Source organism: Amycolatopsis sp. NPDC004625, from assembly GCF_040609695.1.
Taxonomy (GTDB): domain Bacteria; phylum Actinomycetota; class Actinomycetes; order Mycobacteriales; family Pseudonocardiaceae; genus Amycolatopsis.
Genome location: NZ_JBEXKX010000038.1, coordinates 15,181 through 30,640, shown reverse-complemented (window position 1 = coordinate 30,640; position 15,460 = coordinate 15,181). Strand labels below are relative to the sequence as shown.

The following is a 15,460-nucleotide window of genomic DNA, read 5'->3' as shown; positions in this document are numbered from 1 at the left end:
AAGGGGGCCGCCGGCGACACGGCCGGGCGAGACTGGGATCGGCCCGATGACTCCCCGGTGACCGCTGTCCGGCCGCGGTCGGCCTGCGCCGGGCTCGTTACGGAAAAGGGTTGCACCGACATGACGGATGAAGAGAAGCTCGTCGACTACCTCAAGTGGGTCACCGCGGATCTGCAGCGGGCCCGCCACCGCGCCGACGAGCTGGAAGCCGCGGCGACCGAGCCCGTGGCGATCGTCGGGACGGCCTGCCGCTTCCCCGGCGGGGTGCGCGGGCCGGAAGACCTGTGGCGGCTGGTCGCCGACGGCGTCGACGCCATCTCGCCGTTCCCCGGCGACCGCGGCTGGGATGTCCGGAACCTGTTCGACCCGGATCGCGGCGCCTTCGGCAAGACCTACGTGCGCGAAGGCGGTTTCGTCCACGACGCCGCGGACTTCGACGCCGGGTTCTTCGGGATCAGCCCCCGCGAGGCCGTGACGATGGATCCGCAGCAGCGGCTGCTGCTGGAGACGTCGTGGGAAGCCATCGAGCGAGCCGGCATCGACCCGACTTCCCTGCGCGGCGGCCAAGTCGGGGTGTTCGCCGGGATGGCCTACCACGACTACGCGATGCGCCTGAACCGCGTCGCCGACGAATACGAGGGCTACCTCGGGGCCGGCAGCTCCGGCAGCGTGGCCTCCGGCCGGATCGCGTACGCCCTGGGGCTGGAAGGCCCGGCGTTGACCGTGGACACGGCGTGTTCGTCGTCGCTGGTGGCGATCCACCTGGCGGTGCAGGCGCTGCGCCGCGGTGAGTGCACGATGGCGCTGGCCGGCGGCGTGACGATCCTGTCGGCGTCCGGGACGTTCGTCGAGTTCAGCCGGCAGGGCGCGCTGTCGCCGGACGGCCGCTGCAAGTCCTTCGCCGCCTCGGCCGACGGCGCCGGCTGGGGCGAAGGTGTCGGGCTCGTGGTGCTGGAACGGTTGTCGGTCGCGCGCGCGGCCGGGCACCGGGTGCTGGCGGTGATCCGGGGTTCGGCGGTGAACCAGGACGGGGCGTCCAACGGGTTGACGGCGCCGAACGGGCCGTCGCAGCAGCGGGTGATCCGGGCGGCGCTGGCGAGCGCCGGACTGTCCGGTGTGGACGTCGACACCGTCGAGGCGCACGGCACCGGGACCGCGCTGGGCGACCCGATCGAGGCGCAGGCGCTGCTGGCGACCTACGGGCAGGGCCGCTCGCCCGAACGTCCACTGTGGCTCGGCTCGATCAAGTCGAACATCGGGCACACCCAAGGGGCCGCCGGGGTCGCCGGGGTGATCAAGATGGTCGAGGCCATGCGCCGGGGCGTGCTGCCGCGGACGTTGCACGTGGACGAGCCGACGCCGGAGGTGGACTGGTCCGCCGGTGAAGTGCGGCTGCTGACCGAGGCACGCGAGTGGCCGGCGGTGGACCGGCCGCGGCGGGCGGCCGTTTCGTCGTTCGGCATCAGCGGCACGAACGCCCACCTGATCCTCGAACAGGCACCCGATCCGGAACCGGCGGCGGAGGACGAACCGGCGCCGTTCGCCGACGGCGTGGTGCCGCTGGTGGTGTCCGGCCGGGGCGTACCGGCGTTGCGGGCGCAGGCCGCACACCTGCTGTCCGTTGTGGACGACGACGTTTCGCTGCCCGACGTGGGTGCGGCCCTGGTGAACTCCCGGGCGGCACTGCCCGACCGCGGTGTCGTCCTGGCCGCCGATCCCGCCGCGGCGGTCGCGGGATTGCGTGCGCTGGCCGAGGGGAAGACGGCGCCGGGCGTCGTCTCCGGCGTGGCGGACGTCGAGGGCAAGCGGGTGTTCGTGTTTCCCGGTCAGGGCGCGCAGTGGGTCGGGATGGGTCGTGAGTTGCTGGCGGTTTCGCCGGTGTTCGCCGGGGTGGTGGCGGAGTGCGAGGAGGCGTTGTCGCCGTGGGTGGATTGGTCGGTGACGGAGGTTTTGCGGGACGGTCTCGATCTGGATCGGGTCGACGTGGTGCAGCCCGCGTCTTTCACGGTGATGGTGGGTTTGGCCGCGGTGTGGCGGTCGTTCGGGATAACCCCGGATGCCGTTCTCGGCCATTCCCAAGGGGAGATCGCGGCGGCGTATGTGGCTGGTGCGTTGTCATTGGCTGATGCGGCGATGGTGGTGGCGTTGCGGAGTCAGGCCATCGCGGAGTCGCTGGCCGGGCGCGGCGGAATGCTCTCGATGTCGGTCAGCGCCGAGACCGCGGCCGAGCGGCTGCGCGACCGGGCCGGGCGCGTGGAACTCGCGGCGGTCAACGGCCCCGCCTCGGTGGTCGTCGCCGGAGACGTCGACGCCCTGGCCGAACTCCTCGTCACCTGCGAGAACGACGGCGTGCGGGCCCGGATGATCCCGGTGGACTACGCCTCCCACACCCGTCACGTCGAAGCGCTGCACGACCGGCTGCGGGAGACCCTGGCCGGCATCCGGCCCACCGCGACCGGAATCCCGATGTGGTCGACGGTCACCCAGGAGTGGCTCGAAGGCCCGGAGCTGGACGCCGGCTACTGGTACCGCAACCTGCGTCACCAGGTCGGGTTCGGTCCCGCGGTCGAGGCACTGGTGGCGCAGGGGCACCGCGTGTTCGTCGAGGTGAGCCCGCATCCGGTGCTGACCACCGCCGTCCAGGAAGTCCTGGACGGCCACGACTTCGCCACGGTGGTCACCGGGACACTGCGCCGTGACGACGGTGGGCTGCGGCGGTTGCTGACCAGCCTGGCCGAGGTGCACGTCCGGGGGATTCCGGTCACCTGGACCACGAGCCGCCCGGCGAACCACGTGGACCTGCCCACCTACGCCTTCCAGCGAGACCGCTACTGGCTCGAAGAACTCGACGACCCCGCCGATGGCCCGGGCCCGGCCGGCCACGGGTTCGACGGCGACCTCTGGACCGCGATGGAACGCGGAGACTTCGCCGCGCTCGACACCCTGCTCCAGCTCGAATCCCCCGAACAGCAGTCGTCGCTGCGGGCCGTGGCCCCGGTGCTGTCCTCCTGGTACCGGCAACGCCGCCTTGAGTTCACAGTGGACGGCTGGTGCTACCGCGTCGGGTGGAAGCCGCTCGCCGAACCCGAACCACGCGAACTCACCGGCACCTGGATCCTCGTGGTGCCCGAAGACGCGCTCGACGACCAGGCGGTCGCGGCGGTGGCGGACGGGCTGACCGCCCGAGGCGCGTGGGTCACCCGGCTGACGCTCGATCCGGCCGACGCCGAACGCGCGGCCGTCGCCGGGCAGGTCCACGAGATCGTCACGGAAATCGGCGACGTGCAGGCCGTGGTGTCGTTCCTCGGGCTCGCCCGCGGCGTGGACACCGCGTCGCCGGTGTTGCCGTCCGCCGTCGCCACCACCGTGACGCTGGTGCAGGCGCTCGGAGACGCCGAAGTGGCCGCCCCGCTGTGGGCCTTCACCCGGGGAGCGGTGGCGGCCGGCGACGACGAACCGCCGGGCGACTCCGCCCAGGCGATGCTGTGGGGCCTGGGCCGGGTGGCGGCCCTGGAACACCCGGACCGCTGGGCCGGTCTGGTCGACCTGCCCGCCGTCGTGGACGAGACGGCGCTCCGGCACGTCCTGGGCGTGCTCGCCGGGGCCGGCGACGAGGACCAGCTGGCGGTCCGGCCCGCCGGGCTGTTCGGGCGGCGGCTGGTGCCCGCACCGCTCGCCGACGTTCCCCCGGCACGCCCCTGGCAGCCGCGCGGCACCGTGCTGGTGACCGGCGGGGTCAGCGGCGTCGGCGCCCAGGTGGCGCGGTGGCTGGCCGGGGCCGGCGCCGAGCACCTGGTCCTGGCGGCCCGGCGCGGGGCCCGCACCCCCGGCGCCGCGGAGCTGTCCGCCGAACTCGAGGCGCGGGGCGCGCGGGTCACCGTCGCGGACTGCGACGTCAGCGACCGCGAAAGCCTGCGGCAGCTGCTCGACGGAGTGTCGGCCGAGCTGACCGCGGTGGTGCACGCGGCGGGCGTCGCCACCACCGGCCCGGTCGGGGACACCACCCGGGCGGAGTTCGCCGAGGTGCTGGCCGGCAAGGCCGCGGGGGCGGCCCATCTGGACGAGCTGCTCGCCGGCCGGCCGCTGGACGCGTTCGTGCTGTTCTCCTCCATCGCCTCGGTGTGGGGCAGCGGCGGCCAGGGCGCCTACGCCGCCGCCAACGCCTACCTCGACGCGCTCGCCGCGCAGCGGCGGGCCCGCGGCCTGGCCGCGACCGCCATCGCCTGGGGCGCGTGGGGCGGCGGCGGGATGTCGTCGGACTCGCCCGACGTCGAGGACCAGCTGCGCCGGACCGGCCTGCGCACCATGGACGTCGAACCGGCCCTGCTCGCGCTCCTGCGGGCGGTCGAGCGGGCCGGGAGCGACCTCGTGGTCACCGACGTGGACTGGGAGCGCTTCGCCCCGGGGTTCACCGCCCGCCGGCCCAGCCCCCTGCTCGGCGAGCTGGCCCAGGTGCGCGCGACCCTGCGCGAAGCCGACGACCGGGCGGGCGGCGGCGACGGCGAAGCCCGGTCCGAGGTGCTCCGGCAGCTCACCGGACTGTCCGAAGAGGACCGGACGCGGGCCCTGACCGACCTGGTGCGCACCGAAGCCGTGGCCGTGCTCGGACTGTCCTCAGTGGACGGAATCGGGGCCGGCCAGGCGTTCCGCGACGTCGGGTTCGACTCGCTGACGGCGGTCGACCTGCGCAACCGCCTGGGCGCCGCCACCGGGCTGCGGCTGCCCGCGGCGCTGGTGTTCGACCACCCGACCCCGGCCGCGGTGGCGGACTTCCTCGGCGGGCGCCTCGCCGTCCCCGGCGAGGGACCGGCGCCGTCGATCCTGGCCGAGCTGGAGCGGCTGGAGACCGCCTACCCGGCCCCGGACGCGGACCGGGCGGTGCGCACCCGGGTCGTCGCCCGGATGCGGGCGCTGACCGCCGTGTGGGAGAACGCGGACACCGGCGGCGACGCGGACCTGGACTTCGATCTGGCGACCGACGACCAGATCTTCGAGCTGATCGACACCGAATTCGGCACCGCGTGACGACGCCGGGCCGTCACGAGCGAGCCACTTCCGAGGAGCCTTCCTGCCATGGCCGATGACGACAAGCTGCGCGACTACCTCAAGCGGGTCGTCGCCGACGCCCGCCGGACCCAGAAACGCCTGCGGGACCTCGAATCGGAACCCATCGCCATCGTGGGGACGGGCTGCCGCTACCCCGGCGGCATCGCCTCGGCCGAGGACCTGTGGCGGGTGGTCGCCGACGGCGTGGACACCGTCGGCCCGTTCCCGGACGACCGGGGCTGGGACCTCGACGCGCTGGGCGACCCCGACCCGGACCGCGAGGGCTCGTCGTACGTGCGGGAAAGCGCGTTCCTGCACGACATGGCGGACTTCGACGCGGCGTTCTTCGGGATCAGCCCGCGCGAAGCGGTGGCCATGGACCCCCAGCAGCGGCTGCTGCTGGAAACGTCGTGGGAGACCTTCGAGAACGCCGGCATCGACCCCGTTTCGCTGCGGGGCAGCGCGGTCGGCGTCTACGCGGGCCTGTTCTACCACGAGTACGCGGAATTCCTCGGGAAGGTGCCGGGCGCCGGCCAGGGCTACATGGGAACCGGCACCGCCGGCAGCGTGGCGTCGGGCCGGGTGGCGTATTCGCTCGGGTTCGAAGGCCCGGCGTTGACGGTGGACACGGCGTGTTCGTCGTCGCTGGTGGCGATCCACCTGGCCGTGCAGTCGCTGCGGCGGGGCGAGTGTTCGCTGGCCCTGGCCGGCGGGGTGGCCGTGATGGTGCTGCCGGGGGCGTTCGTCGACTTCAGCCGGCAGCGCGGGCTGGCGCCCGACGGCCGGTGCAAGGCGTTCGCGGCCGCCGCGGACGGCACCAGCTTCAGCGAAGGCGTGGGGCTGGTCCTGCTGGAGCGGCTGTCGGACGCCCGGGCGGCGGGACACCGGGTCCTGGCGGTGATCCGGGGTTCGGCGGTGAACCAGGACGGGGCGTCCAACGGCTTGACGGCGCCGAACGGGCCGTCGCAGCAGCGGGTGATCCGGGCGGCGCTGGCGAGCGCCGGTCTGTCCACTTCGGACGTCGACGCGGTCGAGGCCCACGGCACCGGCACCATGCTGGGCGACCCGATCGAGGCCGACGCGCTCCTGGCGACCTACGGGCAGGGCCGGCCGCCGGAACGGCCGCTGTGGCTGGGTTCGGTGAAGTCCAACATCGGCCACACCCAGACCGCCGCGGGGGTGGCCGGGGTGATCAAGATGGTCGAGGCCATGCGCCGCGGCACGCTGCCGCGGACGCTGCACGTGGACGAGCCGACGCCGAAGGTGGACTGGGCCAGTGGTGCGGTCCGGCTGCTGACCGGGGAACAGGCGTGGCCGGAGACCGGCCGGCCCCGCCGAGCCGGGGTGTCCTCGTTCGGGCTGAGCGGCACCAACTCCCACCTGATCCTCGAACAGGCCCCCGAAACCGAGCCGGCGGAGACCACCGACGACACCGACGACACCGAGGACACCGGCGGGGTCGTCAGCCGCGCCGGAGCCGTGCCGCTGGTCGTTTCGGGCCGGGGAACGGCGGGCCTGCGCGGGCAGGCGGCGCGGCTGGCGTCGTTCCTGGAGCAGGGCGAAGACAGCCTGGTGGACGCCGGGCTGTCCCTCGTGACGACCCGGGCGGCCCTGGCGGACCGGGGAGTGGTCCTCGCGGCCGATCGCGCCGAGGCGGTCGCGGGCCTGCGGGCGCTGGCCGACGGCGCTCCCGGCGTGGGCGTCACCGCGGGCCCGGCCGACGTGGACGGCAAGCTGGTGTTCGTGTTCCCCGGCCAGGGTGCGCAGTGGGCGGGGATGGGGCTGGACCTGCTCGACACCTCCCCGGCCTTCGCCGCCCGGTTCGCCGACTGCGACCGGGCGCTGACCCCGCTGCTGGGCTGGTCGGTGACCGACGTGCTGCGGGGTGCGCCGGGCGCGCCGGACCTGGCGCGGCTGGAGGTCGTGCAGCCGGTGCTGTTCGCGGTGTCCGTGGCCCTGGCCGAGGTGTGGCGGTCGTGCGGGGTGACCCCCGACGCGGTCGTCGGCCACTCCCAGGGCGAGATCGCCGCGGCCTGCGTGGCGGGGGTGCTGTCCCTGGCGGACGCGGCCCGCGTCGCGGTGCTGCGCAGCCGGGTGATGGCGCGGCGGATGAGCGGCTCGGGCGGCATCATGGCGGTTTCCCTGCCCGCGGACCAGGCCGAAGAGCTGCTGCGGCCGTGGGCCGGGCGGGCCGAGGTGGCCGCGGTCAACGGACCGGCGTCGGTGATCCTGGGCGGCGACCTCGACGCGCTGGCCGAACTGCGGGAGCGGTGCGACGCCGACGGCGTCCGGGCCCGGCTCATCCCGGCCGGCGTGGCCTCCCACACCGCGCACGTCGAGCCCATCCGCGAGGAGCTGCTGGCGGCGCTGGCGGGGGTGCGCGGCGTCGCCGGGCAGGTCCCGATGTGGTCCACCGTCACCCAGGACTGGGTGGACGGGACGGACCTGGACGCCGGGTACTGGTACCGGAACGTCCGCCACCAGGTCGGTTTCGCTCCGGCCATCGAGGCGCTGCTGGAGCGGGGTCACCGGGCGTTCGTCGAGGTCAGCCCGCACCCGGTGCTGACCACCAGCGTCCAGGACACCCTGGCGGTGCACGAAACCGTCCCGACCGTGGTGACGGGGACGCTGCGCCGCGACGACGGCGGGCTCGCGCGCGTGCTGACCGGCGCGGCGGAGCTGTTCGTGCGCGGCGTGGGCGTGGACTGGGCCGGGTGCTTCGCCGGCAGCGGCGGCCGGCGGGTGCCGCTGCCGTCGTACGCCTTCCAGCGCGAGCGGTTCTGGCTGGAGGTCCCGTCCGGTTCGGGAGACGTGTCGGGCGCGGGCCTGGTGTCCCCGGGGCACCCGCTGCTGGGCGCCGGGACGACCCTGGCCGGCGGGGACGGCGTGCTGTTCACCGGCCGGCTGTCCCTGCGGTCGCACCCGTGGCTGGCCGCGCACGCCGTCTCCGGCGTGGTGCTGGTCCCCGGGACGGTGTTCGTGGACCTGGCCGTCCGCGCCGGCGACGAGGCCGGGTGCCCGGTCGTCGAGGAGCTGATCGTCGAAGCGCCGCTGGTGCTCACCGCGACCGGCGCGGTCGCGCTGCAGGTCGTGGTCGGCGACCCGGACGCGGCGGGCCGCCGTCCGGTGTCGGTGTACAGCCGTGACGACGCCCGGGACGGGGCGTGGATCCGGCACGCCGCCGGGACGCTGACCGCCACCGAACCGGCCCCCGGGTTCGACCTGGCCGAATGGCCGCCGCCGGACGCGGAACCGGTGGACCTCACCGGGTTCTACGACTCGCTCGCCGAGGCCGGCTACGAGTACGGGCCGGCGTTCCGGGGGCTGCGGAAGGTGTGGAAGCGCGGCGAAGACGTCTACGCCGAGGTCACGCTGCCGCCGGAGGGCGCCGGTGCGGCCGGGTTCGGCATCCACCCCGCGCTGCTCGACGCCGCGTTGCACAGCATGAACTTCACCGCCCTGGCCGAGGCGGTCGACGGCCGGACCCTGCTGCCCTTCGCCTGGAACGACGTCACCCTCTACGCCTCGGGCTCGTCGGCCCTGCGGGTGCGGGCGGCCCACCTCGGCGCGGACCGCGTGTCCCTCGCGGTGGCCGACCACACCGGGGCGCCGGTCGCGGCCATCGGGTCGCTGACCCTGCGCCCGGTCACCGCCGCCCCGGTGACCGCCACGGCGAACTCCCTGTTCCGCGTCAGCTGGACCGAGCTGCCGCTGCCGGCGTCCGGCGAGGTCGCCTGGGACGTCTGCGAAGTCCCCGCCGGGGCGGGGGACGCGGCCGCGGCCCGGGCGGCCACCGGCCGGGTGCTGCAGGCGGTGCAGGACTGGCTCGCCGCGGACAAGCCGGACGCGCGCCTGGTGGTCCTCACGCGCAACGCGGTCGCGGTGCACGACTCCGGCGAGGTCGGTGATCCGGCGGCCGCCGCGGTGTGGGGCCTGGTCCGGTCCGCCCAGTCCGAGCACCCGGACCGGCTCGTGCTGGCCGACCTCGACGACGCCGAGGAGTCGCGGGCCGCGCTGCCCGCGGTCGTCGCCTCCGGCGAGCCGCAGGTGGCGATCCGCGCGGGTGTCGCCTCGGTCCCGCGCCTGGCGCGCGCCACCGCCGCCGACCGGCCGGCCCCGCCGTGGGATCCGGCGGGCACCGTCCTCATCACCGGCGGCACCGGGACCCTGGGCGCGGTGCTGGCCCGGCACCTGGTGACCGTGCACGGCGTGCGGCACCTGCTGCTGGTGAGCCGCCGCGGCCCGGCGGCGGACGGCGCACCGGAGCTGGAAGCCGAACTGACCGCGCTGGGCGCGCAGGTGCGCGTCGCCGCGTGCGACGTCGCGGACCGGGCCGCGCTGGCCGGGCTGCTGGCCGGCATCCCCGCCGAGCGACCGCTGACCGCGGTCGTCCACGCCGCGGCGGCCCTCGACGACGGGGTGGTGTCCGCGCTGACGCCGGACCGCCTCGACACCGTGTTCCGCCCCAAGGTCGACGCGGCCGCGCACCTCCACGAGCTGACCGCGGACCTGGACCTCGCCGCGTTCGTGCTCTTCTCCTCCGGCGCCGGGGTGCTCGGCAACCCGGGGCAGGCGAACTACGCCGCCGCGAACGCCTACCTCGACGCGCTGGCGCACCGGCGCCGGGCCGCCGGCCTGCCCGCGGTGTCGCTCGCGTGGGGGCTGTGGGCGGAGACCACCGGGCTGACCCGCGCCCTCGGCGAGGCCGAGCACGGCCGGCTCGCCGGCGGCGGCCTGCGCGCGCTGACCTCCGCCGAGGGGATGGCGCTGTTCGACGCCGGGCTGGCTTCGGACGAGGCCCTGCTGGTTCCCCTGCACCTCGACCTCGCGGCGGTCCGGGCGCGGCGGGACGCCGTACCGGCGATGCTGCGGGCGCTGGCCGGACGGCCGGGCCGGCGGTCGGTGCAGGACGTCGCGCCCGACGCCGGTTCGCTGCTGCAGCGGCTGGCCGGGCTGCCGGAGAAGGAGCGGAGCCAGGCGCTGGTGGACCTGGTCCGGGCCGAAGCCGCCGTGGTGCTCCGGCACGCGAACCCGGACGGGATCGAGCCCGACCGCGCGTTCAGCGAACTCGGCTACGACTCGCTGACCTCGGTCGAGCTGCGCAACCGCCTGACGGCGGCGAGCGGGGTCCGCCTCCCGGCGACCCTGCTGTTCGACCACCCGACGCCGCTGGCGGTGGCCGCCTACCTCGAGGACGAGCTGGCGGGCCGCCGCCCGGCCACCGCGCCGGTGGCGGCCGTGGCCGCCGACGAACCCATCGCCATCGTCGGGATGGCGTGCCGCTTCCCGGGCGCGGTGTCGTCACCGGAGCAGCTGTGGGACCTGGTTTCCGGGGAGACCGACGCGATCGGGGCGTTCCCCGACGACCGCGGCTGGGACGTGGACCGGCTGTTCGACCCCGACGTCGAGCACCGCGGCACGAGCTACGTCCGCGAAGGCGGGTTCCTCGAGGACGCGGCGGGGTTCGACGCGGGGTTCTTCGGGATCAGCCCGCGCGAGGCACTGGCCATGGACCCGCAGCAGCGGGTGCTGCTGGAAACGTCGTGGGAGGCGTTCGAACGCGCGGGCATCGACCCCGTTTCCCTGCGGGGCAGCGACGTCGGCGTGTTCGCCGGAGTGATGTACCAGGGTTACCTGCCGGAAGCCGGCCTGGTGCCGGAGGAGATCGAGGGCTACCTCGGGACCGGCAACTCCGGGAGCGTGGTGTCCGGGCGGGTGGCGTATTCGCTGGGGTTCGTGGGCCCGGCGCTGACGGTGGACACGGCGTGTTCGTCGTCGCTGGTGGCGATTCACCTGGCGGCGCAGGCGTTGCGCCGGGGTGAGTGTTCCTTGGCGTTGGCCGGGGGCGTGACGGTGATGGCGACGCCGAATCTGTTCGTGGACTTCTCGCGGCAGCGGGGTCTGGCGCAGGACGCCCGGTGCAAGGCCTTCGCCGGACGCGCGGACGGCACCAGTTTCAGCGAGGGCGTCGGACTGGTATTGCTGGAGCGGCTGTCGGAGGCCCGCTCGGCGGGCCATCGCGTGCTGGGTGTGGTGGCGGGTTCGGCGGTGAACCAGGATGGTGCGTCCAACGGTTTGACGGCGCCGAACGGTCCGTCGCAGCAGCGGGTGATCCGGACGGCGCTGGCGAGTGCGGGACTGTCCACTTCGGACGTCGACGCGGTGGAAGCCCATGGCACAGGAACGTCTCTGGGCGACCCGATCGAAGCGCAAGCCCTGCTGGCCACCTACGGGCAGGACCGCGAAGAGCCGTTGTGGCTGGGTTCGGTGAAGTCGAACATCGGCCACACTCAGGGCGCGGCTGGTGTCGCCGGGGTGATCAAGATGGTCGAGGCCATGCAACGCGGGGTGCTGCCGCGGACGTTGCACGTGGACGCGCCGACACCGGCGGTGGATTGGTCGGCGGGTGAGGTCCGGCTGCTCACGGAACAGCGGGAGTGGCCCACAGTCGACCGGCCGCGCCGGGCGGGGGTGTCGTCGTTCGGGATCAGCGGCACGAACGCGCACGTCATCCTCGAACAGGCGCCGGAACCGGCGCCGGTGGCCGCATCGCCGGAGGTGCCCGGCGAAGTGGTGCCCCTGGCCGTCTCGGGTCGCGGTGTCGCGGCGATGCGCGCGCAGGCCGCCCGGCTGGCGTCCTTTGTGGACGGCGGTGGCGGTTCGCTCGCCGCGGTGGGCCGGGCGCTGCTGACCACCCGGGCCCTGCTGCCGGACCGCGGAGTGGTGGTGGCCGCCGACCGCGCCGAGGCCGTGGCCGGGTTGCGGGCCCTGGCCGACGGGGCACCCGGGACGATCTCGGGAACGGCGAAGGCCGGCGGGATCGCCGTCGTCTTCCCGGGGCAGGGCAGCCAGCGGGCGGGCATGGGCCGGGAGCTGGCCGACCGGTTCCCCGTGTTCCGGGCGGCCGTGGACGAAGTGTGCGCGGAACTGGGCCGGTGGATGGACGCGGCCGCCCTGCGCGAAGTGCTGTCCGACGGCTCCGGCGAGGTGCTGGCGGAGACCGGCTGGGCGCAGCCGGGCCTGTTCGTGTTCGAGGTGGCGTTGTTCCGGCTGCTCGAATCCTGGGGCCTGGCCCCGGACGTCGTGGCCGGCCATTCCCTCGGTGAGGTGACGGCGGCCTTCGTGGCCGGTGTCCTGGACCTGCCCGGGGCGGCGCGGCTGGTGGCGGCGCGGGCGAGCCTGATGCAGGCGCTGCCGCCGGGCGGCGCGATGGCCTCGGTCACCGGGCTGCCCGAAGACCGGGTGCGGGAAGTGCTTGCGGGCTCCGGGGTGGCCCTGGCGGCGGTCAACGGTCCCGAGGCGGTGGTCGTCTCCGGTACCGGGGACGCGGTTGCGGCCGTCTCGGACCTGCTGGCCGGGCGGGGCTGCCGGGTGCGGCGCCTCCGCGTGTCGCACGCGTTCCATTCGGACCTGGTGGAACCGATGCTCGACGACTTCCGCGAAGTGGTGAAACGGATTCCGTTGCGGGAGCCGGTGATCCCGCTGGTGTCGAACGTGACGGGGCAAGCCGTGGAGCCGGGCCGGGTGTCGGACCCCGAGTACTGGGTGGAGCACGTCCGGGCGACCGTGCGCTTCGGGGACGCGCTCGCGTCCCTGGCCGGGCTGGGCGTGTCCACGGTGCTGGAGGTCGGCCCGGGTGCGGTGCTGACCGGTATGGGCGTGGACGCGCTGCCCGCGGACGCCGGGATGGAGTTCGTCGCGACCGCCCGGAAGAACGTGCCCGAGGTCCGCGGGGTGCTGACCGCGCTGGCGGAGCTGCACGTGCGCGGGGCCGGCGTGGACATGACCGCCCACCTCGGCACGGGCGGTGGCGAGCGGCCGGACCTGCCGACCTACGCCTTCCGGCACGAGCGCTTCTGGCTGGACGTCCCGTCCCGGTCGGGGGACGTGTCGGCGGCCGGGCTCGAATCGCCGGCGCATCCGCTGCTCGGGGCGGCGGTGCGGCTGGCCGGCAGCGGGGAGGTGGTGCTGACCGGACGGCTGTCGACGCGGACGCACCCCTGGCTGGCCGATCACGCCGTCGCGGGCACGGTGCTGGTGCCGGGCACGCTGTTCGTCGAGCTGGCCGTCCGGGCCGGCGACGAGGCCGGCTGCCCGGTGATCGGGGAACTCGTCCTCGAGCACCCGCTGCTGCTGCCCGAACGGGACGCGGTCCGGATCCAGGTCCGCGTCGCCGAACCCGATGACAGCGGCAGCCGCCGGATCACCGTCCACGCCGGAACGGCGGACGGCGACGACGGGTGGACCCGGCACGCGTCCGGCGTCCTCGAGCCCGCCCGGCCGGCCGCCCCGGCCGAGCCGTCGACGTGGCCACCGCCCGGAGCCCGGCCGTTGGACACGGCCGGGTTCTACGACCGGCTGGCCGAGGGCGGCTACCACTACGGCCCGGCCTTCCAGGGCCTGACCGCCGCCTGGAGCGCGGCCGACGGCGTGTACGCGGAGATCACGCTCCCGGCGGGCGCCGACGGCGGGTTCGGCATCCACCCGGCCCTGCTCGACGCGGCCCTGCACACCAACGCCTTCAGCCCGTCGCCGCCGGACACCCCGCACCTGCCGTTCGCCTGGTCCGGCGTCACCCTGCACGCCGGCGGCGCCACCACGCTGCGGGTCCACCTCGTCCCGGCCGGACCGGCGACGCTGGCCCTGCGCGCCACCGACCCCACCGGCCGCCCGGTCCTCACCGTCGACGCCCTCACCCTGCGCCCCCTCGATCCCGGCGCGCTGCGGCGGGGGATCGGCGACCTGGTGTACCGGATCGCCTGGACGCCGGTCAGCCCGCCGGAGCCGGCCGCCGACCCCGGCCAGTGGACGGTCCTCGACCTCACCGAGCACCCGGCCGACCCGGGACGAGCGCGGACGGTCACCGCCACGGCCCTCGAACAGCTGCAGGACTGGCTCGACGAGCCGCAGGCGGACGCCGCCCGGTTCGTGGTGCTCACCCGCGGCGCGGTCGCGGTGGGCGACAGCGCCGAGCTGACCGACCCGGCCGCCGCCGCGGTGTGGGGGCTGGTCCGCTCCGCCCAGTCGGAGGAACCGGGCCGGATCGTGCTGGTCGACCTCGACGACGAGCCGGCTTCGCGCACCGCGGTCGCGGCCGTGGTGGCTTCGGGCGAACCGCAGGCCGCGGTGCGCGCCGGAGCGGTGACGGTACCCCGGCTGGTCCGGCGGCCCACCGGCGACGAGACCCCGGCCCGTCCGCTGGACCCGGCGGGCACGGTCCTCGTCACCGGAGGTACCGGCGCGCTCGGTGCCCTCGTCGCCCGGCACCTGGCCGCGGAGCACGGCGTCCGGCACCTCCTGCTGGCCGGCCGGCGCGGTCCGGAGGCCGATGGGGTCACCGAGCTGGTGGCGGAGCTGGCCGCGCTCGGCGCCGAGGTCACCGTGGCCGCGTGCGACGTCGCCGACCGCGACGCGCTCGAAGACCTGCTCGCCCGGATTCCGGCCGAGCACCCGCTGACCGCGGTGGTGCACGCCGCCGGCGTCCTCGACGACGGCGTCGTCCCGGCCCTGAGCGCGGCGCGGATCGAGACGGTCTTCCGCCCGAAAGCCGACGCGGCCTGGCACCTCCACGAGCTGACCCGGGAGCTCGACCTCGCGGCGTTCGTCCTCTTCTCCTCCGCTGCGGGCACGGTCGGCAGCCCCGGCCAGGCCGGCTACGCCGCCGCGAACGCGTTCCTCGACGGGCTGGCGCACCTGCGGCGGGCCCGGGGGCTGCCCGCCGTTTCGCTGGCCTGGGGCGCGTGGGAGCAGGCCGCGGGCATGGCGGACCGCCTCCGCGACGCGGACCGGGACCGCCTGGCCCGCCGGGGTTTCCGCGCGCTGTCCGAAGAGGACGGCCTGGCGCTGTTCGACGCCGGGCTGCGTTCGCCCGACGCCGTGCTGGTCCCGATGAACCTGGCCCGGCCGACGGGCGAGGCGGTGCCGCCGCTGCTGCAGGCGCTGGTCCGGCCGGTGCGGCGGGGCGCGGAAGGCGCCGCCGTCGACGCCGGGTCGTTCCTCCGCCGGCTGACCGGCCGGTCCGCGGGCGAACGGCAGGCGATCGTGCTCGACCTGGTGCTGGCCACGGCGTCGGCGGTGCTCGGCCACGCCGGGACGGGCGCCCTCGATCCCGGCCAGGACCTGTGGGAACGGGGATTCGACTCGCTGACCGCCGTGGAACTGCGCAACCGGCTCGGCGCGGCCACCGGCGTGCGGCTCTCCGCCGCCGTCGTGTTCGACCACCCGACGCCGGCGGCGCTCGCCGGCAACCTCGCCGCGGAACTGCAGCCGCCGGACACCGCGCCCGCGTCCGAGCCGCAGGTCCTGCTCGCGGAGATCGACAAGCTCGAGGCGAGCATCTCGGCGATACCGGACGCGGCCGCGCGGGCGCGCATCACCGAGCGCCTGCGCGCCCTGACCGCGACGACCGCCTGAA

The 15,460-nt window shown here is 75.4% G+C and carries 2 protein-coding genes; both read left to right on the top strand.

Features of this window, described 5'->3' with window-relative positions:
• Nucleotides 1–120: 120 nt before the first annotated feature.
• The gene (locus tag ABZW17_RS33815) at nucleotides 121–5,025 is read left to right on the top strand and encodes a type I polyketide synthase (RefSeq protein ID WP_354823263.1); all 4,905 of its coding nucleotides are present in this window, start codon (nucleotides 121–123) and stop codon (nucleotides 5,023–5,025) included.
• A gap of 48 nt (nucleotides 5,026–5,073) precedes the next feature.
• Nucleotides 5,074–15,459, top strand: coding sequence for a type I polyketide synthase (locus tag ABZW17_RS33810; RefSeq protein ID WP_354823261.1), 10,386 nt, complete (start codon nucleotides 5,074–5,076; stop codon nucleotides 15,457–15,459).
• Nucleotide 15,460: the final 1 nt, after the last annotated feature.